The following is a 20517-nucleotide window of genomic DNA, read 5'->3' as shown; positions in this document are numbered from 1 at the left end:
CGTCTAGAGGTCCTTGACCCGCTCGCTCCTGTCGTCCTTCGGCGCCGTGTCCTGCGGGTCCAGCACGTCGACCTGCGACGGGTCCTCCTCGGCGTCGGCGTCCGACACCAGCGACCGGATCCCGGAGTTCAGCACCGCCAGCAACGGCACCGCGAGCAGTGCCCCGGCGATCCCGCCCGCGACCAACCCGACGGCGATGGCGACCACCACCGCCAACGGGTGCAGCTTCACCGCCCGCCCGAGCAACAACGGCTGCAGCACGTGCGACTCCAGCTGCATCACGCCGATGAGCACGGCAAGAACGACCAAGGCCGCGATCGGCCCGTTGGTCACCAACGCGATCAAGACCGCCACAGCGCCCGTGAACACCGCACCGATGATGGGAATGAACGCTCCGAGGAACACCAACGCGGACAACGGCACCACGAGAGGCACGCCGATGATCGCCAGTCCGATACCCACACCGAGAGCGTCCACAACCGCGACAGCAGCCGTTGCGCGCACATAAGAAACGAGAGAGCCGAACCCGCGACGCCCGGCAACGTCGACACGAGGCCGCACGTCACGAGGCACCGCACGGATCACGAACCGCCAGATCCCGTCCCCGTCGTGCAGGAAGAAGATGAGCGTGAAGAGCGCCAGCAGCAGCCCGGTGAGCGCCTCACCGACGGTCGCCGCGGTCGTCAGGGCACCGGACGTGATCTCCGCCTGGTTCTCCTTGATCGTCTTCACGATGTCGTTGAGGTAGTTCTGCAGCTGCTGGTCCGACAGGTGCGCGGGCCCGTCCTTCAGCCACCGCTGAATGGTGTCCAGCGACGCGCCCACCTGCGACTGCAGCTCGGGAAGGCCGCGGGAGAACTCGCTGATCACGAACGTCAGCACGCCGCCCAGCACCCCGATGCCGAGGATCATCATCACCGTCGTCGCCACGCCGCGCGGCACCCGCCACTCGACGAGCTTCGCCACGCCGGGGGACAGCAGGGCGGCGAGCAGGAGGGCGATTGCGATGGGGATCACGATCGACGCGAGGAAACCCAGCACGTACGCGACCACGTACAACGCGGCCACCACAACGACGAACCGCCAGCTCAGCGCGGCACTCACCCTCAGCAGAAGAGGAACGCGGCTGCTGATCTCCGACTCCGGTGCGCTCACATGCCTCACGTTAACTGTTCAGCCTCTCGCCAAGCCGGAACCTGATAGGGATGATCCGTTCGTCAGGGGAGGACGAGAGTGATCAAGCCGGAAGACTTGACCGACGTCGAACGCCAGGTCGCAGGGGCCTACGCGGGCGGCACCGAGATCGACCTGACCGGGCGGAGCGTCCGCGGCGAGGTGCTGACCGGGCTGCTGACCGGCATGTACCGCGTTCCGCGCAAGGGATTGCCAGCCCTGCGACTGCAAAACGCGCGGATCACCGGCAAGTTCGAGCTCGAAGGCACCAGGGTCACCCGCGTCATCGACCTCACCCACTGCGCGTTCGAGGAGTCGCTCGACCTCCGCATGGCCCGCCTCATCGGGCTCAGGCTCCGCGGCACCCGCGTGCCCGGACTGCAGGGCCGCAACCTCAGGGTGTTCAGCGACCTGGTCCTCGAAGCCGGCTTCACCTGCACCGGCACGGTCGACCTCACCGACGCGGCGGTCGACGGCACCCTGCGGCTCGCCGGCGCGGTGCTGCGTTCCAACAGCGAGCACGCGTTCCTCGGCGCGAGGCTGCGGGTCAGCGGATCCGTCCAGGCCATCGCCATGCGGGCCAACGGCGAGGTCAGACTCCGCGGCGCGGCGATCGGCGGCAGCGTCCACCTCGGCGGCGCGCGGCTGGTCAACACCGGCCGGGACGCGCTGGAGGCGTCCGGCATCGTCGTCGCGGGCAACTTCTTCTGCAACGCCGAGGGCGGCCGGTTCACCGCGGACGGCCGGGTGCTGCTCGACGGCGCCCGCGTCGGCGGCAACCTCGAGTTCACCGGCGCCCGCCTGCACTCCACCCACCGCGTCGACAACCAGGTGCTGGTCCTGCCGCACGGGTTGGCGGACGAGGCGGCGACGCTGGTGGCCGACCGCATCAAGGTCGAGGGCAACGTCGAGCTCGACAACGGCTTCACCTCCACCGGCACGGTCCGGCTGCCGAACGCGAGCGTCGGCGGCTATCTGCGGCTCTCCGGCGCGGTGATCGGTCCGCGCGAGGTCGCCGAGGAGCTGGCCGGTGACGTCACCAACCGCATCCCGGTGGCGATTCACGCGGACGGCTTGCAGGTCAGGGGCGATGTCGAGGCGCGAAGTGCGGCCAACAACGGCGGCACGCGCACCCCGCCGTTGCACACCTACGGCCAGGTGCGGCTGTCGAACGCGCACATCATGGGCAGTGCCAGCATGTCCGGCGTGTCACTGCACGGGCCGGGCATCGACGTCCTGTTCGCCGACCGCCTCGAGATCGGCGGCACGCTCTTCCTGCGCGAGCTGAAGGCGAAGGGCTCGGTCCGCCTCCAGAACGCGAACATCGGCTCCACCCTCGACATGTCCGGCGCCGAGCTGACCCTGCCGCGGTTGCGTCCCAACGGCACGCAGAAGCCGTCGCTCGACGCCCGTGCCATCACGATCGGCAAGGACCTCCTCTGCAGCCGCGGGTTCACCGCGGTCGGCGGCGTGCGGCTGCGGCTGGGCGAGGTCGGCAAGATGGCGACGTTCAGCGACTCGCACCTCGGTTCGACGGCCGCGGACATCGCGCTCAACGCCTACGGCCTCACCGTGCACCAGTTCCGCCTGCACATCCCAGAGGGCCAGCAGCCCAAGGGCAAGGTCGTGCTGAGCAGGCTCAAGGCTGTCTCGGTGACCGACGGTCCTGGGCTGTGGGACGCGGAGGGCGGCGTCGCCGTCGACGACTTCGAGTTCGCCGGCATCACCGCAGACCCGGACGTGCCCGTGGAGACCCGGCTGAGGTGGCTGCTCAAGGTGCAGCCGGACTTCGCGCCCGGACCGTACGAGCAGCTCGCCGCCGTCTACCAGCAGGGCGGTGAGGAGGAGCTCGCCCAGAAGGTCCAGCTGGAGAAGCAACGGCGGCGCTACTCCGAGCTCGGCCGCGCGGGCCGGGTCTGGGGCGCGGTGCAGCGGTGGACGGTCGGGTACGGCTACCGCCCGTGGCTCGCGATCTGCTGGCTCGGCGTGTTCTGGCTGGGCGGCGCGCTCTGGTTCAACTGGCACCCGATGCTCAAGCTCAACAAGGACGAGGACCCGGTGTGGAACGCCTGGCTCCTGTCACTCGACCTGCTGCTGCCCATCATCGACTTCGGTCACGACGGGAAGTGGCAGTTCACGGGCGCGTCGCAGTGGATCTCGGGGCTGCTCGTGGCCGTGGGCTGGGTGCTGGCGTCGACCGCGGCTGCGGGTGCGGCACGGGTGCTCAAGAGAGTTTGATCTTTGGGCCTTCCGTTCACACGATGTAGTTAACCGAGCGCTCTGAGCGTGCATTCGGGGCAGTGGGACTGGCAGAGTCGCCGACGTCGACTTGATCACTTGATCGTCGGCGAATCCCTTGAGTGCCACCGAGTAGCGAGGTTTCCTGCGTTGACCGCTGATCTGCGAGCGAAGACGGGAGCGAACGGCATCCGCCGGTTCGCCACCCGAGCGCTGCTCGCTGTCGGTGGTGCCATCGCGGGTACGGCCGTTGCCTGGGCGCTCAGCACGGCCTCCGCGAACGCTGCGGAAGACGTGCAGCAGTTCGACGTCGTCACCAAGATCGTCCACGTGGACGAGAAGCTGCCGGTCGTCGTCCCCGCTGCCGAGGCCGTGAACAAGCTCGACGAAACGCTTCGCACCGAGCAGCAGAAGGCTCGTGCCGCTCTGCCGGACGTGCAGGTCTCCAAGGCGGTCGAACAGATCGCCGAGCGGATCCTGCCGCAGGTCACCAGGATCGGTCAGTCCCAGGCTCCCGCCACCGAGCGGGCCATGGACGTGATCTTCCCGGAGACCCCGGCCATCGCCGAGGGCGAGCCCGCCCCGGCGTCCCCGCAGTACACCGGCCCGTCCGGTGCCTTGTGGACGGATCTGCTGGAACACAACGACTTCGTTGTGCCCTCCGAGCAGCTCCCGTCTCTGCCCAGCACCCCGTTCCCGAAGCTGCCCGTTCCGGCCCCCGCGCCGGCGCAGTGCTCTTCGTGCAACGACGGTTCTGGTTCTGCGAAGGGCGGCACCATTGCTGCTCTCGCCTCGTCTGGCACCTCCCACGGCACCTCGGTGACGCGCGCCCTCGCGCCGTCCACCGACGAGGTCACCGTGACTCCGGGCAAGCAGCCCGGTATCAACCCAGACTGATTTCAGCGCGCGGTCCGCGACAGCCCTCTCCCCCGGCTGTTCGGAAATCGACCGTCGCGCTTTTTTCTTGCGCTCTCCTCGGTCGATCACCGCGTGCGACTCCCCCGGTGATGGCGCGCCTTCCCCTGCGCGCCCGGCCCCACCCCCCCATGAACCCCCCTGATTCCAGGGGACTTTGGTAAAGGAGATCCAATGCAGACCTGGGCAAAGCGCGGAATCCAGTCCGCGTTTGTCACTGGTGGTTTGCTGATGCTCGGTACGGGCATCGCTTCTGCCCAGGAGAACGTCAACCCCGACGCAGCACCGTCGCCCGTTGACGCCGGCGTTTCGGTTCCGGTGAAGGTGGACCAGAACAACCTGGGTACCCCCGCCAAGAGCCTGAACGTCCCCAAGATCGACCGGACGATCAGCACGGACCGCGTCACCAGCGCGGTGCCCCTCCGCACGGCCGCTCCGGTCGCGCACCCGTTGATCAAGCAGGCCGCCGACCGCGTGCAGGGCACTGCCGCGCAGGGCCTGTTCCGCGGCAACACGGTCCAGGCACACGTCGATGTGCCGATCAACATCTGCGGCAACGCGATCGCGGTTCTCGGCAACTCCGAGGCGGCCGGCGACTGCTCGCAGGACACGCACCGCGACGGCACCATCGTCACCGACGGCCAGGGCCAGGCGCTTGCCGGCAACGTCGTCGCCGTGAACCACGTGCTGCCGGTTCAGATCACCGGTAACGCCATCGCGGCGGGTGGCAACGCCACCACCAACACGACCGCCGAGCAGGTTTCGACCACCGGCGGCGACATCACCACCAACGGTGACAAGGGCGCCGTCTCCGGCAACGTCGTCGCCGAGCAGGGCGCGACCCCGGTTCAGATCACCGGCAACGGTGTGGGCGCGGTGGGCATCGCCGCGGCCAACTCGGTCGCCCACACGTTCGCCTCCTCCGAGGGCGACACCACCACGAGCGGCAAGAACAGCTCGATCTCCGGCAACGCCGTGCCGATCCCGCTGTCCCCGCTGTTCGAGGTGAACGGCAACTCGGCCGCCGGTGCGGGCAACGCCTCCACCGACTCGGTGCAGACCGGTACCGCCTACACCGGTGGCAAGACGCTCACCGACGGCGACCCCGCCACGCTGGCCGGCAACATCGCCGAGCCCGCGCTCGCCGGCCCGATCACGGTCGACGACAACGCCGCCGCCGCTGGTGGCAACTCGTCCGCGACCAGCTCCACGGTCAACGAGTCGACCGCCGGTGGCGAGAAGTTCACCCGCGGCACCGGGTCCACCGGCTCCGGCAACATCGCCGGTGCGCCGATCTCGCTGCCCGTCGCCGCTGGCGGCAACGGTGGCGCGCTCGTCGGCAACGCGCTGACGGACCACTCGAACGACGCGACGTCGACGGCCGGTGGCAACGCCTTCACCGTTGGCGACAAGTCGGTCCTGTCCGGCAACATCGCCGACGTTCCCCCGGCCACGGCCGTGGACGTGTGCGGCAACGGCGCCAGCGCCGGTGGCCAGGCCGCCGGCACCTGCGAGAACGACGTCAAGTCGGTCACCGGCGGCTACCAGGGCAACACCGGCAACGACTCGGTCGGCTCCGGCAACATCGTGCAGACCCCGCTCGCCGCTCCGGCTGAGGTCTACGGCGTTGCCGGCACCCTCGCCGGCCAGGCGTCCGGCTCGGCGGACGAGACCAAGGAGGTTCGCTCCAGCGGTCAGCCGAACACGGTCGACGACAAGGGCACGGTCTCGAGCAACGTCGTCACCGCGCCCACCGCGGTCGCGGCGCAGGTCTTCGGCTTCACCGCCGGGCTCGTGGGCAACACGACGTCCGACTCGGCGAACGACACCTCGGTCAAGGCCGGCGACGACCCCAAGGCCTGGGGCAAGAAGAGCTCGGTCTCGGGCAACATCGTCCAGGCTCCGACCTCGACGCCGGCGCAGGTCTTCGGCGACGGTGTCACCCTGGTCGGCAACAACGCCACCACGGCCGACAACGCCACCGACATGGCTGCGGGCGGCGACGCTCACACCAACGGTGACCAGGGCTCCATCGCGGGCAACGTCATCTCGGCTCCGGTCGCGACCGGCTCCCAGCTCGCCGGCTGGTCGGTCGGCGGCGGCAGCAACGTCGACTCCGCTGTCACCAACGACCTCGACTCCGTGGCCGGTGGCGACGTCGCCAGCAGCGCCAACGGTGGCTCGGTGTCGGGCAACCTGATCGGTGCGCAGCCGGCGGTGTCCCCGTTGCTCCCGGGCAACACCGTCTCCGCGGCGGGCATCACCAACTCCGACGTGGTCAGCGACAGCAACGTGGTGTCCGGTGGCGACAGCAAGTCGCAGGCCCACGACGCCTCGGTGTCCGGCAACCTGATCCACGTCCCCGCCAACGCGGTTGCCGCCGTGTACGCGGACGCAGTGGCGGCCGCGGGCAACGCGACCACGGCCACGGACGAGAACTCGAACACCACGGCCGGCGGTCTCATGGAGACGGACGGCAGCGGCCCGCTGACCGCCCGCGAGATGACCGTCCCGGTCGAGGCCGCGGCCGGCATCGTCCGCGTTCCCGTCGAGGTCCTCGGCCAGGCGACCACCACGGGCACCGGTGCGGACCTGCAGTCCACCGGCGAGCAGGAGGGCACCCTGCGTGCCACCCAGCTCAAGGGCATCCAGCTCCCCAAGGGCGTGGACAGCCTGATGAAGGCCGACGAGGTTCCGGCGTTCCACGGCATCGACCAGCTGCCGGTGAACACGCTGCCCAGCCCGGCGGGCCTGCAGGCCCTGGCCGGTCAGCTGCCGACCCCGCAGCTGCCCGCCGTCGGCCAGCTGCCCACGCAGCTGCCTGAGCTGCCCGCCGTGGCGCAGGAGCGTTCGAACCTCCCGCTGAACGGTGGCACCGCCGGCATCACGCCGAACGTCCAGGGTCTGCCCCTGGGCCAGGTGCTGGCCGCCGCGCAGGAGCTGCTCCCCACGGGTGCGGCTGCCGAGCGTTCGCTGCCGTCGCTGCCGTTCACCGCGCCGGCTCTGCCGGTTCCGGTGCAGCTGCCCGCGCTGCCGACCGAGCGTTCGCTGCCCGCTCTGCCGCTGGACGGCCCGGCCTCCCTCTCGGGTCTCAACCTGAACCCGGCGCAGGGCCTGGCCCCGAAGGCTGAGGAGCGCGCGCTCCCGCAGCTGCCGGTGAACGCTCCGGCGCTCGCCATGATCGACCCGGCCAACCTGTTCCAGACGGTGACCGGCTCGCTGTAACACCCGAAAGTTGTAACACCCTCCTCCGGTAAGAAGCTGAGCCCCGGCGACACGACGGTGTCGCCGGGGCTCAGTGCTGTTCTCAGTGCTGTTCCGCGGTCGCGAGCAGGTCGTCCGGTTCGGCGTCACCGTCGCTGGTGACCCAGTGGATCTGCGGACTGTCGCCGACGAGTTGCCTGATCAGCGACGAGATCGGGGAGCCGTCACCGAAGTCGTGCTCGGCGAGCACGGCGAGAACCGTGTCGCGGTACCGCGCGACGGTGAAGTCCGGCCGCAGCCCCGCCCGCAGCACCCGCGCGGCGTCGAGCAGCGAGTCCGGCGCAGTGATCAGGACCAGGGTGACGAGAGTGCCGCGTGTCCTGGCACGGATCAGCGACTGCTCCAGTCGGTCGAGCAGCAGCGCGTGGCCGGGCAGGCCCGTGAGCGGGTCGTGCAGCACAAACCGGTTCTAGCCGAGGTCAGGCCCGTTGACCAGCATTGCCGCGCCGAAGCTCGTAGACGTCACCCTCGGAGGCGGCGAAGATCTCTCCGGCGAACTTCCTGCGGGCCTTGGCCACTGCGGCGAACCTGTCGTTGCCCGGCCAGAAGTGGGTCAGCATCAGCCGTCGCGCACCGGCTTCCCGAGCCCACTCACCGGCTGCCTCCGCCGTCATCAACAGCCCCGAGCTGTCTCCCGGCCGATCGGTCGCCTCGACGATGAACAGGTCGGCTCCCCGGCCGAGCGTCGCCAAGGCGTCGGCTGGACCCGTGTCGCCGGTGTAGGCGAGGACGCGCTCGGACTCCAGGCGGACACCCGCGTTCGGGACGAAGTGCGGCAGGTCGATGCCGGTCAGCCGGAACGGACCCATCTCCCACTCACCTGGCAACGGGTGCACGTCGAAGACTTCCTGCAACGACACGTCGGGCTCGAGGCCCTGCAAACGGTCGAGCACACCCGGCGGGCAGTACAACGGCAGCCTGCAGCGCTCCCCGTAGTACCGCATGCGGAACAAACCGTGCAGGTCAGCGCAGTGATCGGGGTGCTCGTGGGTGATCACCACGGCGTCCGGGCCCGCCGGCCACAGGCCCAGCAGCCGGGGCAGCGTGCCGTAACCGAGGTCCAGCGCCACCCGGTAGCCCGCGTCCTCGACGGCGAAACCGCTGCACGCCCTGCCCGGCTCCGGGTAGGCGCCGCAGCTGCCGAGAACCGTCAGTCGCACGGCCTGGCCAGCAGAATCCCGCGCGGCCCGAAGCCCGACTCGGAGTAGAAGGCGACAGCCTCCTGGTTCGTGGCGAAGATGGTGGCGAACAGCGTCCAGGCGCCGTGAGCGGTGGCCACCTCCTGCGCGGCGGCGACCAGAGCCTTGCCGATGCCACGGCCGCGGAACCCGTCGAGCACCACCGTGTGGATGTCGGCGTTGCGCCGCGGCACCAGGATCTGGTGGTCGGGCGGTGGTGGCAGCAGCACCACCTCGGCCATGCCGACGACCTCGCCGTCCACCTCGGCGACCGTGAACAGCCCGGAGTCGAAGGTCTTCTCGAAGTGCTCCCGCACGGCGTCTGTGGAGGGCACGCGGAAGAGCGACGGGTCGAGCTCGACGTGGCGTTCGGCGTTGGTCAGGCGCAGCTGGACGAGGGCGGGAATGTCGTCTCGCGTCGCTGGCCTGATGTAGGTTCTCACGACCGGCGACATGTCGATCTTGAGCGACCGGCGAGTTCGTGCTCGTCTCACGGCGATGGCACCATGATCAGTCTCAGAGCTCGTAGCATTTCCTCATCGTGGCCGGAACACCTTGACGAACTCAAGAAGCTTCCCAACCGACTCGATGCCGCAGATGCAGTGGTCTGCGAGCTACGGCTGTCGTGGACGGCCACGTTGCCCGCCGGAGCCCGACTCCGGTCGCTTGACGAGGGTCATGTCATGTCGTGTCGGGTAGAGGACATCGGCCTGTGGTCTGCCTGCTTGGATGTCGATGTGACCGCGTACGACGTCGCTCGTTGCCTGCCCGCCATCCCAGAACTGCGCGTGCTGTGCCGTGCGCTGGCCGCGCTGGACGTCGTGCTGGCCCCTGGCAGCGAGGACCGGTACCACCTCTACAGCACCACTTGGGCGCCCGGTGAGGAATTGGCGTCCATGTACGACGGCGCAGGCAACGAATACTCCATCGTGTTCACCGCCGCGGGGGCGTACGTGCGCGGTTTCGACCACGAGTCGTCGATGAGTCCCTACGCCACCGACGATGAAGAGCCGTGGCCCGGTGTACTCGACACTGTGCCCGACGTGTTCCGGGAGTGTGTAGAGGAATCGGCGTTCTCCGATGAGTTCGGCACGCCATGCGTCACGGTGTGCCTGTGGCGTGAGCACGGCGACACCGTCTGGCGGCATGGAGACATCACCTTCCCCGATGGAAGCCAGGATCCGGACGGGGCCGACTGGCTGTTCGCCCTGCTGACCAATCGCACGCCCGAGGCGTTCCGCGAGTGGGCGCAGGACTACTACGGCCAGTCGGTCGACCTCGACGCGGTGCGGCACGTCTACACCGGGCGGCCGCTGACCTCAGACGTCGTGACCGCGCTCAACCCCGCTACCACCCTGGCCGCTGTCGCCGATCACCTCGTCGCAACCGGCTACCCGATCCGCTGACCGTAGTGCTGTCCGGTGCCGTACGCCGATGCGTAGGAGCGAGACCGGGCAATGTAGTGGCTAGTCCGATCCTCCACCTGGTCTCAGCAGCATTCCACGTGCGAACCCGCACCGACCCCAGACTGGATCGGGGGCGGCGGCGACCCGGACGGCCGAGTCTCATATCGACTGCATAAGTGCAGCTCAGGTGCAGTTCCCTTTGAGAAAGTGCAGTGAGATTTGAGACCCTGCACTGACCAGCATCAGGCCTGGGCCAGGTCGGTGAAGCGGCTGTAGTGCAGCTGGTGCGCCACGGTGATGGTGGCGGTGGGGCCGGCACGGTGCTTGGCGATGATCAGGTCGGCCTCGCCGGCGCGCGGGTCGTCGCGCTCCCAGGCGTCCGGGCGGTTGATCATGATGACCATGTCGGCGTCCTGCTCGAGCGAGCCGGACTCGCGGAGGTCGGAGAGCATCGGCTTCTTGTCGGTGCGCTGTTCCGGACCGCGGTTCAGCTGGGAGATCGCGATGACCGGGACGTGCAGCTCCTTGGCGATCAGCTTCAGGTTTCGGGAGAACTCCGAGACTTCCTGCTGGCGTGACTCGGTCTTCTTGCCGGAGCTCATCAGCTGGAGGTAGTCGACGACGACCAGCCTGAGGTCGTGCCGCTGCTTGAGGCGGCGGGCCTTGGCGCGGATCTCCATCATCGTGAGGTTCGGGCTGTCGTCGACGAACAGCGGCGCCTCGCTGATCTCGCTCATGCGGCGGGCGAGGCGGGTCCAGTCGTCGTCGCTCATCCGGCCACCGCGCATGTCGCCGAGGCGGATGCGGGCCTCGGCGGAGAGCATGCGCATGACGATCTCGGTGCGGCTCATCTCCAGACTGAAGATGGCGCTGGTCAGGCCGTGTTTGATGGAGCACGAGCGGGCGAAGTCGAGGCCCAGCGTCGAGTTGTGGGTCGGGATCATCGTCTCGCCCGCGAGGTACAGGTGGTCGTGGTTGTCGACCTCCACGCACCGCACCGGCACGGACGCGACCGGGCGCACCGCCACGATCTCCACCTGGTCGTGGCGACCCAGGCCGGCGATCAGCTCGTCGACGTCACGACGCAGGCGCGCGAACCGGCCGTCGATCTGCAACGCCGCCAGCAACTCCTCGCGCTGCTTGCGCGAGGCCCGCAGGTACGTGGCGGGGATGTGCGGGTCGTCGGCCACGTCGAGGTCCTTGGCCACGCGCAGCTCTTCGTCCGTCAGCTCCCCGTCGCCCAGGCCGGACAGGAACTTGCCCAGGGCGGTGGGCGAGAGCGGCAACGACGCGGCGGGCAGCTCCCACGCCGCCGACATGCGCACGAACACGCGGCACACGCCGACGCGCTGGAACAGCTGTGCCGTCGTGCGGATGGCCCAGAAGCCACCGGTCTCGCTGCACGACTCCGTGAGCCACTGGTGCTCGGCGTCGGCCACGATCACCGCGCCGTCGGAGAACTCGACCTCGAAGCACGGGCGGCCCGTCATCACCTCGGTCGCGGCGACCACGCGCGTCGGGCGGCCGTCGGCGCCGATCAGGAGGTCGCCGGGCGAGACCGAACCCATCGTGGTCCAGCCGGACGGGGTGGGCAGCGGGGTGTCCAGCGCGAGCGCCTTGCCGACACCGGGACGGGCGGCGACGATGATCATCTGGCCACCGTGCAGGCCGTTCGTCAGCTCGTCGAGGTCGGCGAAGCCCGTCGGGATGCCCTGCGAGATGCCGCCGCGGGACGCGATCGCGTCGATCTCGTCCATCGTCGGCTGGAGCAGGTCCTCCAGCGCCACGTAGTCCTCGGTCGTGCGGCGGTCGGTGACCTCGTAGATCGCCGCCTGGGCGCGGTCGACCACGTCGTCGACGTCCGCTCCCTCGGCACCGTTGTAGCCGAGCTGCACGATGCGCGTGCCCGCCTCGACCAGTCGGCGCAGCACCGCCTTCTCGGCCACGATCTCGGCGTAGTAACCGGCGTTCGCGGCCGTCGGCACCGTCGCGATCAACGTGTGCAGGTACGGCGCGCCACCGATGCGCAGCAGCTCGCCGCGCCGTTCGAGCTCGGCCGAGATGGTGATCGGGTCGGCCGGCTCGCCGCGGCCGTAGAGGTCGAGGATGCAGTCGTAGATCGCCTGGTGGGCCGGGCGGTAGAAGTCGTTGGGCGCGAGGGCCTCGATGACGTCCGCGATGGCGTCCTTGGACAGCAGCATGCCGCCCAGCACCGACTGTTCGGCGGCGAGGTCCTGTGGCGGCTGACGCTCGAATCCGGGTTCCGCCATACCCCGGTCGTCCACCAGCGCCACTGCCAAATCACCCCTGCGAAGAGTCGAGAGCCGGTGCCTGCCATCTAGTTGTACAGCGCGGCACCGACAATTTCGGGCGGCCACGCTGTGCGATGGTCATCGCCCGAGACGCGACGCTAGAGGGACCCGTCCGGAGCAAGCAAACCAGCGTGTGGATCGTCCTGTGGACAACTGGGGGACAACCTGTGGATGGTTGCTCACAGGGGTGGGAGCGCTGGGGACAACCTGTTGACAACCGGTGGAGTGACAGAAATAACCGCAGCTCAGAGGCTGTGAACAAGTTGTGGAAAAAGTTGTGCGCCACACCCTCGGCGTGTCGCGAAAAACACCCTCTTCGGCGTGTCGCGAGGCCGCTGTACGCACGGTTTATCCACAGGAAGTGGACAGGGCGGTGCTGGTCCGAACGAGCGAAAGCGCCACCCACCCGGAGCATTCCGGGTAGGCGGCGCTTCAGCAATCGCAACCAGCGTGAAGTGCCCCCGAGGAGGTCACGTCACGCGGTTCGCGTTGCGGTGCTTACTCGCCGGCGGTAACAACCAGCGGGAGAGCGACGGTGACCTCGGGGTGGAGGCGAACCGTCACCGAGTGCTTGCCGGTCGTCTTGATGTGACCCGGCAGCTCGATGGCGCGCTTGTCCAGCACGAGGCCGGACGCGGCCTTCTTCACGGCCGCCGCAACGTCAGCGGTCGTGATCGAGCCGAACAGCTTGTTCGAGCCGGCCGCAGCCTTCGCGGTCAGCGTCACGCCGCCCAGGCCCTCGAGCTTGGCCTTGAGCTCCTTGGCGTGGTCCAGGTCGCGCACGCGGCGGGTGTCCTGCGCGCGGGTGATGACCTGGATCTGCTTCTGCGCACCGCGGGTCGCGACGATCGCGAGACCGCGCGGGAGCAGGTAGTTGCGGCCGTAGCCGTCCTTGACCTCGACGATGTCGCCGGGCGCGCCAAGGCCGGAAACGTCAGCGGTGAGGATGAGCTTCATCGCAAAAGTTCCCTTCTCTTAGCGAGCGGTCGAGGTGTAGGGCAGCAGGGCCATCTCACGGGCGTTCTTCACGGCAACAGCGACGTCGCGCTGGTGCTGCGAGCAGTTGCCGGTGACGCGGCGGGCACGGATCTTGCCGCGGTCGGAGATGAACTTCCGCAGCAGCGTCGTGTCCTTGTAGTCGATCAGGGACGCGCTCTTGTCCTTGCAGAAGGCGCAGACCTTCTTCTTGGGCTTGCGCACAGGCGGCTTGGCCATGTGTCTCTAACTCCTGGATACGCAGTGAATGAAGTACTGGATGACCGGTGCAGTCGGTCTAGAAGGGGGGCTCGTCGGCAAAGCCGCCGGAGCCGGCCGGCGGGGCGGAACCCCACGGGTCGTCTGCCGGAGCGCCACCGCCACCGCCGCGAGACTGCTGACCGCCGCCGCCGCCGAAGCCGCCGCCACCGCCGCCGTCTCCACGGCTGACCTTGTTGACCTTCGCGGTCGCGTAGCGCAGCGAGGGGCCGATCTCGTCGACCTCCAGCTCCACCACCGTGCGCTTCTCGCCTTCCTTCGTCTCGAAGGAACGCTGGCGCAGTCGCCCGGTGACGAGCACTCGCGAACCGCGGGTGAGCGACTCGGCCACGTTCTCGGCGACCTGCCGCCACACGTTGCACCGCAGGAACAGCGCTTCGCCGTCCTTCCACTCGCCGGACTGGCGGTCGAAGGTGCGGGGCGTGGAGGCGACCGTGAAGGAGGCCACCGCGGCACCGCTCTGGGTGAAGCGGAGTTCGGGGTCGGCAGTCAGGTTTCCGACTACCGTGATCGTCGTCTCACCAGCCATGTCTTGGGAGCTCCCCTAATCGAGGTTCGTCAGGCCCTGGCGGCGGCCCTGGCAGCCGACTTGGCGGCCTGGGCGTCCGACCTGGCAGCAGCCTTGGCAGCCAACTTGGCAGCCTTGGCGGGCTCGCGGCGCAGGACCTTCGTCCGGAGCACCGTCTCCTGCAGACCGAGCTGGCGGTCCAGTTCCTTCACCGCGTCAGGCGTCGAGGTCAGGTCGAGCACCGCGTAGATGCCCTCGCTGTTCTTGTTGATCTCGAAGCTCAACCGGCGCTTGCCCCACACCTCGACCTTCTCAACGTTGCCGCCCGTGGTGCGGATGACGTTGAGGAACGTGTCGAGAGACGGCGCGATCGTGCGCTCGTCGAGACTGGGGTCGAGGATGACCATCACTTCGTAATGACGCATGAGGACCACTCACCTCCTGTGGACTCGCGGCCACGGGCTTTCCGTGGCAGGAGGGTCGTCGCGTCAGCAACTGAAGAAGGTTAACAGAGCGCGTCCGGCGACTACGCAGGGGTGCGGCGGAGCACCCAGGTCCGCACCAGCGCACCCGTCACGCAGGCCAGCATCAGCACCGCGAGCAGCACCGGAACGCCGACGCCGCCGGGACCGCCGAGCCTGGGCAGTGCCGTCGCACGGCCGGCCGCCAGCACCTCGTCGCCGTCCACGCCGTTTCCGTTGGAGGCACGGGGAACCTGCGAGCCGTAGCGCACGCCGGGCGACGGCGAGTAGAGGCCGGGCATCGCGAACGGCAGCGAGCCGTAGGTGAACAGCGGCACGCGGCCGAAGTTGCCGCTGAGCGAGTAGAGGGAGAAGTCGCGGTTGCTCGGCGCGCCCGGCACCGCTCCGGGTGTGCCGGGAGTCACACCCGGCTGACCGGGCTGCGTGCCCGGCTGGGGCTGGGGCTGCTGGCCCGGCGGCTTCGGCGCACCCGGCAGCTGCACGGCTTGTTGCGACGCGTCCGCGACGGCCTTGGCGCCGTCCTGGACGGGTGCCGCGACCTGGTTCACGCCCGTCACGACGACGTTGCAGCCGCTGGTGAGCGTCGAGCGCACGGTCTGGTCGAGCGTGCCGATGATCGGCCCGAGCAGCGGCAGCTTCCTCAGTTCGGCGACCACGGCGTTCGCGATGGTGGCGCCGGAGATGGTGGTCGTACCGGTCTGCACCGCACCGATCGGAATCGGTTTGCCCTGCGCGAACGCGTCCTGGAACGGCTTGACGAGCGGCGGGCCGAGCAGCGGGATCGCCCTGATCAGGTCGGTGATGGGCTGGGTGACGGCCGCGGGGCTGAGCGAGACGGGGGTGCCCGGCGTGCCCTGCACCGACGTGGCGCAACTGCCCACGACGATGGGATCCGCTGCCGTGGCCGGAGTGATGCCGACAGTGGCGGATGCCAGCGCCAGAAGCGTCGCGGCGGTGACGCTCAGCAGTCGCATGCCAACCCCTTTCCTACTCTCTAGTAGTAACGACCGTAGGCGCTGGTCGTGACGTAGACCATCCCCAGTTTTCGCAATTACTCCTATCGGCGGCGGCTGCGGTCGCGTTATGCCTCCCGACTACCCTCCTCGTCATGCGCATCGGGGCCCATGTTCGCGACGACGACCCCGTCGGTGCCGCTGCCGAACGCGGGGCCGAGGTCGTCCAGTTCTTCCTGTCGGATCCCCAGGGCTGGAAGAAGCCCAAACCTCATCCGCAGACGGAGGCCCTGCTCGCCTCCGACCTGGACGTGTTCATCCACGCCCCGTACATGATCAACATCGCGTCGCTGAACAACAAGATCCGGATTCCCAGCCGCAAGAACGTGCTCCAGCACGCCGAGGCCGCCGCGACCGTGGGCGCGAAGGGCCTGATCGTGCACGGCGGGCACGTCACCAAGGGCGAGGACCCGGCAGAGGGCTTCGCGAACTGGCGCAAGTTCTTCGAGCGCCAGGTCGCCGAGGGCGGCTTCGCGGTCCCGATCCTGATCGAGAACACCGCGGGCGGCGACAACGCCATGGCGCGCTCGTTCGACAACATCAAGCGCCTCTGGGACGCGGTGGGCGAGTTCGGCCAGGGCTTCTGCCTCGACACCTGCCACGCGTTCGCCGCCGGTGAGGACCTGGTCGGCATCGTCGAGCGGGTCAAGGCGATCACCGGCCGCATCGACCTCGTGCATCTCAACAGCTCGCGCGACGAGTTCGGCTCCTCGCGCGACCGGCACGACAACATCAAGACCGGCACGATCGACGCGGACCAGCTGGTGGCCGTGGTCGCCACCGCCGGATGCCCCGTCGTGGTCGAGACACCCGACGAGGGTCAGGCCGACGACATCGCGTTCCTCCGCGACCGCGCTGGTCGGTGACGCGGGTGCACGGGGTGGTGAGCGTGACGCCCGAGCACGATGACACGGGGCGTTCCGCGAGCCGCTTCGGCAGACCCGCCGCCGTCGTCCTCGTACTGCTGTGCGGGTTGACGCTGCTGCTCGGCTTCATCAACAAGGACCGCTGCACCGGTCCGGCGTTCGACCAGTGGGGCCGCTCGCAGCCCGACTACGACGAGCGCAACAAGGAAGAGGTCTGCTACTCCGACATCCAGCACCTGTGGATCGGGCGCGACATCGACCGGCACGTCTTCCCGTACGTCGAGGGCGGCATCAACGACAAGGGCATCCTGGTCGGGGGTTCCGTCGAGTACCCGGTGCTCAGCGGCCTGCTGATCTGGGCGGGAGCGATCTTCGCCCACAACGACGCCGAGTACCTGCTCTTCTCCTCGCTGCTGCTGGCGCCGTTCGGCCTGCTCACGGGCTGGTTGCTGGGCAAGCTCGCCCGCTGGCGCGCCCTGCTGTGGGCGATAGGGCCGCCGTTGATCCTCTACGCGTTCCACAACTGGGACCTGCCGGTCGCGCTGTGCTCGGTGGCCGCGGTCTACGTGGTGCACCGCTGGAACCGGCCGTTGGTCGAACGGGCGACGGTCGCGTCGGTGCTGCTCGGTCTGGGGTTCGCGTTCAAGGTCTACCCGGCGGCGTTCGTGCTGCCGCTGATGCTCTTCGTCGCCACGGGCGGCTGGCGCGGCCAGGAGATGCCGGCGGGCAAGAAGGTCGACATCGCGGGCGCGGTGAAGGTCGCGCTCGCGTCCGTCGTCACGGTCGTGCTGGTCAACCTGCCCTTCGCGGTCGCGGGCTACGACGGCTGGATGGCGTCGTTCGAGTTCCAGCAGTTGCGCCGGGTCGACATCACGACCAACTCGATCTGGTACTGGGGCCTGCGGCCGTTCCTGGGCGACGACCCGATGCAGGACCTGGTCGGCGTCGTCTCGCCGATCGCGATCCTGGTCTCGTTCGCGATCGCCGCCGGCTACGGCTGGCTGCGGTTCCGGCGCGAGGGCACCTACCCGTGGATTCCGGTCTCCGGCGCGATGCTGTGCGGCTTCATGCTGCTGCACAAGGTCCACTCACCGCAGTACACGCTGTGGCTGGTGCCGTTCTTCGTGCTGATCCGGGTGCGGTTGATGTGGGTGTTCGCGTACTTCGTGGCCGACCTGGCGATGGGGATCGGGATCTTCCGCTGGTTCTGGGCGATCGAGTTCGGGCAGCCGGCCGGGATCTACGACAGCCTCTCCGCCCAGGCCGTCATGGTCGGCGTGTGGGGCCGGGCGGCGTTGCTGGTGGCGTTGTTCGTCGTGTTCCTCAAGTCGCGTGACGTTACGGACGACGATCGCGCAGACTTCACTCGTGAGGGTGATCATCGTCCTGGCGCTGTTCCTGGTCTGCGCCTGCGGAGCACCGGAGCGGTCTGAGCCGAGCCGCTGGCTGCCGGTGTGGCAGGCGGTGCCGTCCATCTCCGCCGCGGTGCCGGACCAGCACGTGCGGACGACCGTGCACCTCGGTGCGGCCGGCACGTCGGTCCGCGTCCGGCTGTCGAACCTGATGAGCGACCAGCCGGTGCGCGTCGAACAGGCCTCCGTCAGCGCGAACGGCGAGACGCGGCAGCTGACGTTCGGCGACTCCCGTGTCATCACCGTCCCGCCACGCGAAGAGGTCTACAGCGACACCGTGCGGCTGACGGTGACGAAAACCCTGGAGATCAACACGTATGCGCCGGCCGGCACTCAGTGTCAGGCGCGCGCGAACCGCAATCTCACGTCGACGGGCTCGTACCTCTGTCTCGTGTCCAGGGTCGAGGTCGCGGGCTTCACGGCACCGGGCGCGGTGGTGATGCTCGGCGACTCGATCACCGAGGGCGACCGGGAGGCGAACTGGCCGTCCCTGGTCCAGACCGACCTCGCGGTCCTCAACGCCGGCATCATCGGCAACGGCCTGGTCAGCGGCAACGACCCGATGACGACCAGGGTGATCCGGGACGCCCTGCACAGCGGCGAGGTGCGCAAGGTCGTGCTGCTCGGTGGCATCAACGACATCCAGCACGACGACATCAGCGCGGACGACCTCATCAAAGGTGTTCGCGCGATTCGGATGCACTGCCAGGGCCGGGGCGTGCAGCTGATCGTGGGCACGCTGACCCCGTGGCGCGGCTGGACGAACTGGACGGAGGCGCGCGAACAGCAGCGTCAGCGGCTGAACGAGCAGATCCGCGCCGAGTTCCCCGACGCGATCGACTTCGACGCCGCCGTGCGCGACCCGGCCGACCCGCTCAGACTGCGTCCGGAGTTCGACTCCGGTGATCACCTGCATCCGAACGCGGCCGCATTCGGTGCGATGGCTCGCCTCGTGCGGGTGTGACGATCCGCCGGTCCGGAGCGTCCTCCATGACACCGGCCAACGGGTCGTGGTCGCCAGAGAGACGCACGATGTCGCGTTCCGGGTGGTAGATCTCCTTCACGATGATCACGCACAGCGCGACGACCGCCGCGTCCCGCAGCAGCACGGCGCCGAGGAACCAGTCGATCGGCAGGCCCTTGTTGTCCGTGCCGAGGTAGAAGTACATCCGCGGCACCCACACCAGCGCGTCGACCGTCATCCACGCCAGCAGCAGCTTCCAGCGCGGCAACGCGAGCACCGCCAGCGGCACCAGCCACAGCGAGTACTGCGGGCTCCACACCTTGTTCGTCAGCAGGAACGCCGCCACGACCAGGAACCCGAGCTGCGCGAGCCGCGGCCGGGTCGGCGCGGACAGCGCCACGTAGGCGATGCCGGCACAACACGCTATGAACAGCACCGAGCTGACCGTGTTGAGGACGGTCGGCGCCTGCCCCTGCGTCAGCCCAGGGTCGAAACCCTGCCACCCGGTCCACTGCGCCAGCACGTTGTAGATCGTGTCCGGGTCGGCGTTGCGTTCGGTGTTGAGGCGGAAGAACTCCTTCCACCCCGTGGCCGCGGTCGGGTTCAGCGCGAGCGGGGCGTTGACGAGCGCCCACGCCCCGACGGCCGACGCGGCGGTGGTGAGGCCCGCCTTCAGCCGGTCAGAACGCCAGCACAGCAACAACAACGGCCCGAGCAGGAACAACGGATAGAGCTTCGCCGCGCCGCCCAGGCCTATCAGGACACCGGCGAGCGCGGGTTTCTTCCGCGCCCACGCCAGCAGACCGGCCGTGGCGAACGCCGTCGCGATCGTGTCGAAGTTCGTGAACGCGTGGACGATGACCAGCGGTGACACTGCGACGAGCGCGGCGTCCCACATTCGTCTCCGTGCTATTCGCGCAACCGAGAACACGGTCACCAGCCACGCCACCGCCAGCCAGAACGCCGTGACGTTGAAGAACACGATCACCGTCATCGGCAGGCCGGGAACGAGCGCCACCAGCCCCTGCGCCACCCGCGCGTTCAGCCACATGAACACCCCGGTGATCACCGGGTACTCCATGTACCTGATGTGCTCGGTCGGCTTGCCCTCGTCGTCCTTCCACGACGTGATGTACGGGAAGGAACCGCGCTGGTCGAGCCGTTCCGCGGTGTAGAGCGGCACGGTGTCGGAGTAGCAGAGCGCGGTGAACTGCCTGCTGCCCCGCCAGTCCAGCTGGACCTGGCCCTTCTCGTCGACGTACTGCTGGATGCACGGCGACTTCTGCACCCACCCGGCCAGCAACGTCAGCACGGCGAGCAGCAGCACCACCCGCAGCGCCGTCCAGAACCAGTGCCTGCCGATCTGCGCGTGCTCACCGAGCGGACCGCCGAACGGTCTGCTCAGGGTGCGGGCGATCGACTCGGTCCAGGTGGGCGCCACCCGCTCCTCGTGCGTGAGCGAGTCGGTGTCCTCGGCGGGAAGCTCGGCAGGGCTGCTGGGCACGTCGCGGATGTTACGGCCAAGACCGTTT

Annotated in this window: 18 protein-coding genes; 7 read left to right on the top strand and 11 right to left on the bottom strand. The window is 68.8% G+C overall.

Annotation, left to right across the window (positions count from 1 at the left end; genetic code table 11):
- Positions 1 to 3: 3 nt before the first annotated feature.
- Entirely contained in the window at positions 4 to 1155 is a 1152-nt protein-coding gene (locus tag UK23_RS18765) for an AI-2E family transporter (RefSeq protein ID WP_045312852.1), read from the bottom strand.
- Between the two features lie 78 nt (positions 1156 to 1233).
- Here UK23_RS18765 and UK23_RS18760 point away from each other — a divergent pair, with 78 nt between their 5' ends.
- The 3 genes from UK23_RS18760 to UK23_RS18750 all read left to right on the top strand — a co-directional run bounded on the left by UK23_RS18760 (position 1234) and on the right by UK23_RS18750 (position 7551).
- Positions 1234 to 3411, top strand: coding sequence for a hypothetical protein (locus UK23_RS18760; protein ID WP_045312851.1), 2178 nt, complete (start codon positions 1234 to 1236; stop codon positions 3409 to 3411).
- Between the two features lie 150 nt (positions 3412 to 3561).
- Positions 3562 to 4308 carry a hypothetical protein gene (locus tag UK23_RS18755; protein ID WP_045312850.1) on the top strand — a complete coding sequence of 249 codons (747 nt, stop codon included), beginning with the start codon at positions 3562 to 3564 and terminating at the stop codon, positions 4306 to 4308.
- Positions 4309 to 4500: 192 nt separating this feature from the next.
- Positions 4501 to 7551 (top strand): chaplin family protein, encoded by a 3051-nt coding sequence (locus UK23_RS18750; protein WP_045312849.1) that lies wholly within the window; start codon positions 4501 to 4503, stop codon positions 7549 to 7551.
- A gap of 82 nt (positions 7552 to 7633) precedes the next feature.
- Here the strand turns inward: UK23_RS18750 and UK23_RS18745 are convergent, their stop codons facing one another.
- From UK23_RS18745 to UK23_RS48750, 3 genes are read right to left on the bottom strand one after another with little or no spacing between them, the layout of a single operon-like run.
- Positions 7634 to 7990, bottom strand: a complete 357-nt coding sequence (locus UK23_RS18745; protein WP_052684799.1) for a hypothetical protein — start codon at positions 7988 to 7990, stop codon at positions 7634 to 7636.
- A 19-nt stretch (positions 7991 to 8009) separates the two neighbouring features.
- Positions 8010 to 8750 (bottom strand): MBL fold metallo-hydrolase, encoded by a 741-nt coding sequence (locus tag UK23_RS18740; RefSeq protein WP_045312848.1) that lies wholly within the window; start codon positions 8748 to 8750, stop codon positions 8010 to 8012.
- Positions 8741 to 9262, bottom strand: coding sequence for a GNAT family N-acetyltransferase (locus UK23_RS48750; RefSeq protein ID WP_156213219.1), 522 nt, complete (start codon positions 9260 to 9262; stop codon positions 8741 to 8743). Before UK23_RS48750 ends, UK23_RS18740 begins: the two co-directional genes overlap by 10 nt.
- A gap of 231 nt (positions 9263 to 9493) precedes the next feature.
- Here UK23_RS48750 and UK23_RS18730 point away from each other — a divergent pair, with 231 nt between their 5' ends.
- On the top strand, positions 9494 to 10174 hold the full coding sequence (locus UK23_RS18730) for a hypothetical protein (protein WP_231114565.1): 681 nt from the start codon (positions 9494 to 9496) through the stop codon (positions 10172 to 10174).
- Between the two features lie 242 nt (positions 10175 to 10416).
- On the opposite strand, the gene dnaB is transcribed toward UK23_RS18730, so the two are convergent.
- The 6 genes from dnaB to UK23_RS18700 all read right to left on the bottom strand — a co-directional run bounded on the left by dnaB (position 10417) and on the right by UK23_RS18700 (position 15704).
- On the bottom strand, positions 10417 to 12375 hold the full coding sequence (gene dnaB, locus UK23_RS18725; RefSeq protein ID WP_419503888.1) for a replicative DNA helicase: 1959 nt from the start codon (positions 12373 to 12375) through the stop codon (positions 10417 to 10419).
- 609 nt (positions 12376 to 12984) lie between these two features.
- Positions 12985 to 13443, bottom strand: coding sequence for a 50S ribosomal protein L9 (gene rplI, locus UK23_RS18720; protein ID WP_045312845.1), 459 nt, complete (start codon positions 13441 to 13443; stop codon positions 12985 to 12987).
- An 18-nt stretch (positions 13444 to 13461) separates the two neighbouring features.
- The gene (gene rpsR / locus UK23_RS18715) at positions 13462 to 13701 is read right to left on the bottom strand and encodes a 30S ribosomal protein S18 (RefSeq protein WP_030480165.1); all 240 of its coding nucleotides are present in this window, start codon (positions 13699 to 13701) and stop codon (positions 13462 to 13464) included.
- Positions 13702 to 13759: 58 nt separating this feature from the next.
- The gene (locus UK23_RS18710) at positions 13760 to 14269 is read right to left on the bottom strand and encodes a single-stranded DNA-binding protein (RefSeq protein WP_045312844.1); all 510 of its coding nucleotides are present in this window, start codon (positions 14267 to 14269) and stop codon (positions 13760 to 13762) included.
- Between the two features lie 29 nt (positions 14270 to 14298).
- A complete protein-coding gene (gene rpsF, locus UK23_RS18705) occupies positions 14299 to 14673 on the bottom strand; it encodes a 30S ribosomal protein S6 (protein WP_082114766.1) in 375 nt (124 codons plus the stop codon).
- A 101-nt stretch (positions 14674 to 14774) separates the two neighbouring features.
- Positions 14775 to 15704: a hypothetical protein gene (locus tag UK23_RS18700; protein ID WP_045312842.1), complete on the bottom strand. Its 930-nt coding sequence runs from the start codon at positions 15702 to 15704 to the stop codon at positions 14775 to 14777.
- Positions 15705 to 15838: 134 nt separating this feature from the next.
- Here UK23_RS18700 and UK23_RS18695 point away from each other — a divergent pair, with 134 nt between their 5' ends.
- The 3 genes from UK23_RS18695 to UK23_RS18685 are packed head-to-tail and all read left to right on the top strand — an operon-like array spanning position 15839 to position 18985.
- Positions 15839 to 16609 carry a deoxyribonuclease IV gene (locus UK23_RS18695; RefSeq protein ID WP_045312841.1) on the top strand — a complete coding sequence of 257 codons (771 nt, stop codon included), beginning with the start codon at positions 15839 to 15841 and terminating at the stop codon, positions 16607 to 16609.
- Positions 16610 to 16632: 23 nt separating this feature from the next.
- The gene (locus UK23_RS18690) at positions 16633 to 18042 is read left to right on the top strand and encodes a glycosyltransferase family 87 protein (RefSeq protein WP_082114765.1); all 1410 of its coding nucleotides are present in this window, start codon (positions 16633 to 16635) and stop codon (positions 18040 to 18042) included.
- Positions 17978 to 18985, top strand: a complete 1008-nt coding sequence (locus tag UK23_RS18685; RefSeq protein ID WP_156213217.1) for a GDSL-type esterase/lipase family protein — start codon at positions 17978 to 17980, stop codon at positions 18983 to 18985. Before UK23_RS18690 ends, UK23_RS18685 begins: the two co-directional genes overlap by 65 nt.
- Here UK23_RS18685 and UK23_RS18680 read toward each other — a convergent pair.
- Positions 18897 to 20489 carry a glycosyltransferase family 87 protein gene (locus UK23_RS18680; RefSeq protein ID WP_045312839.1) on the bottom strand — a complete coding sequence of 531 codons (1593 nt, stop codon included), beginning with the start codon at positions 20487 to 20489 and terminating at the stop codon, positions 18897 to 18899. The genes UK23_RS18685 and UK23_RS18680 overlap by 89 nt on opposite strands.
- Positions 20490 to 20517: the final 28 nt, after the last annotated feature.

The sequence above is a fragment of the Lentzea aerocolonigenes genome (genome assembly GCF_000955955.1).
Classification (GTDB): Bacteria; Actinomycetota; Actinomycetes; order Mycobacteriales; family Pseudonocardiaceae; genus Lentzea; species Lentzea aerocolonigenes_A.
Note: the sequence above shows the minus strand (reverse complement) of the source record. Positions and strands in the feature narration are given on the sequence as shown.

Coding starts and splice junctions, on each gene's coding strand:
- rpsR (WP_030480165.1), bottom strand. CDS start 13,701: ATGGCCAAGCCGCCTGTGCGCAAGCCCAAGAAGAAGGTCTGCGCCTTC.
- rpsF (WP_082114766.1), bottom strand. CDS start 14,673: ATGCGTCATTACGAAGTGATGGTCATCCTCGACCCCAGTCTCGACGAG.
- dnaB (WP_419503888.1), bottom strand. CDS start 12,375: ATGCTGCTGTCCAAGGACGCCATCGCGGACGTCATCGAGGCCCTCGCG.
- UK23_RS18710 (WP_045312844.1), bottom strand. CDS start 14,269: ATGGCTGGTGAGACGACGATCACGGTAGTCGGAAACCTGACTGCCGAC.
- rplI (WP_045312845.1), bottom strand. CDS start 13,443: ATGAAGCTCATCCTCACCGCTGACGTTTCCGGCCTTGGCGCGCCCGGC.
- UK23_RS18750 (WP_045312849.1), top strand. CDS start 4,501: ATGCAGACCTGGGCAAAGCGCGGAATCCAGTCCGCGTTTGTCACTGGT.
- UK23_RS18695 (WP_045312841.1), top strand. CDS start 15,839: ATGCGCATCGGGGCCCATGTTCGCGACGACGACCCCGTCGGTGCCGCT.
- UK23_RS18700 (WP_045312842.1), bottom strand. CDS start 15,704: ATGCGACTGCTGAGCGTCACCGCCGCGACGCTTCTGGCGCTGGCATCC.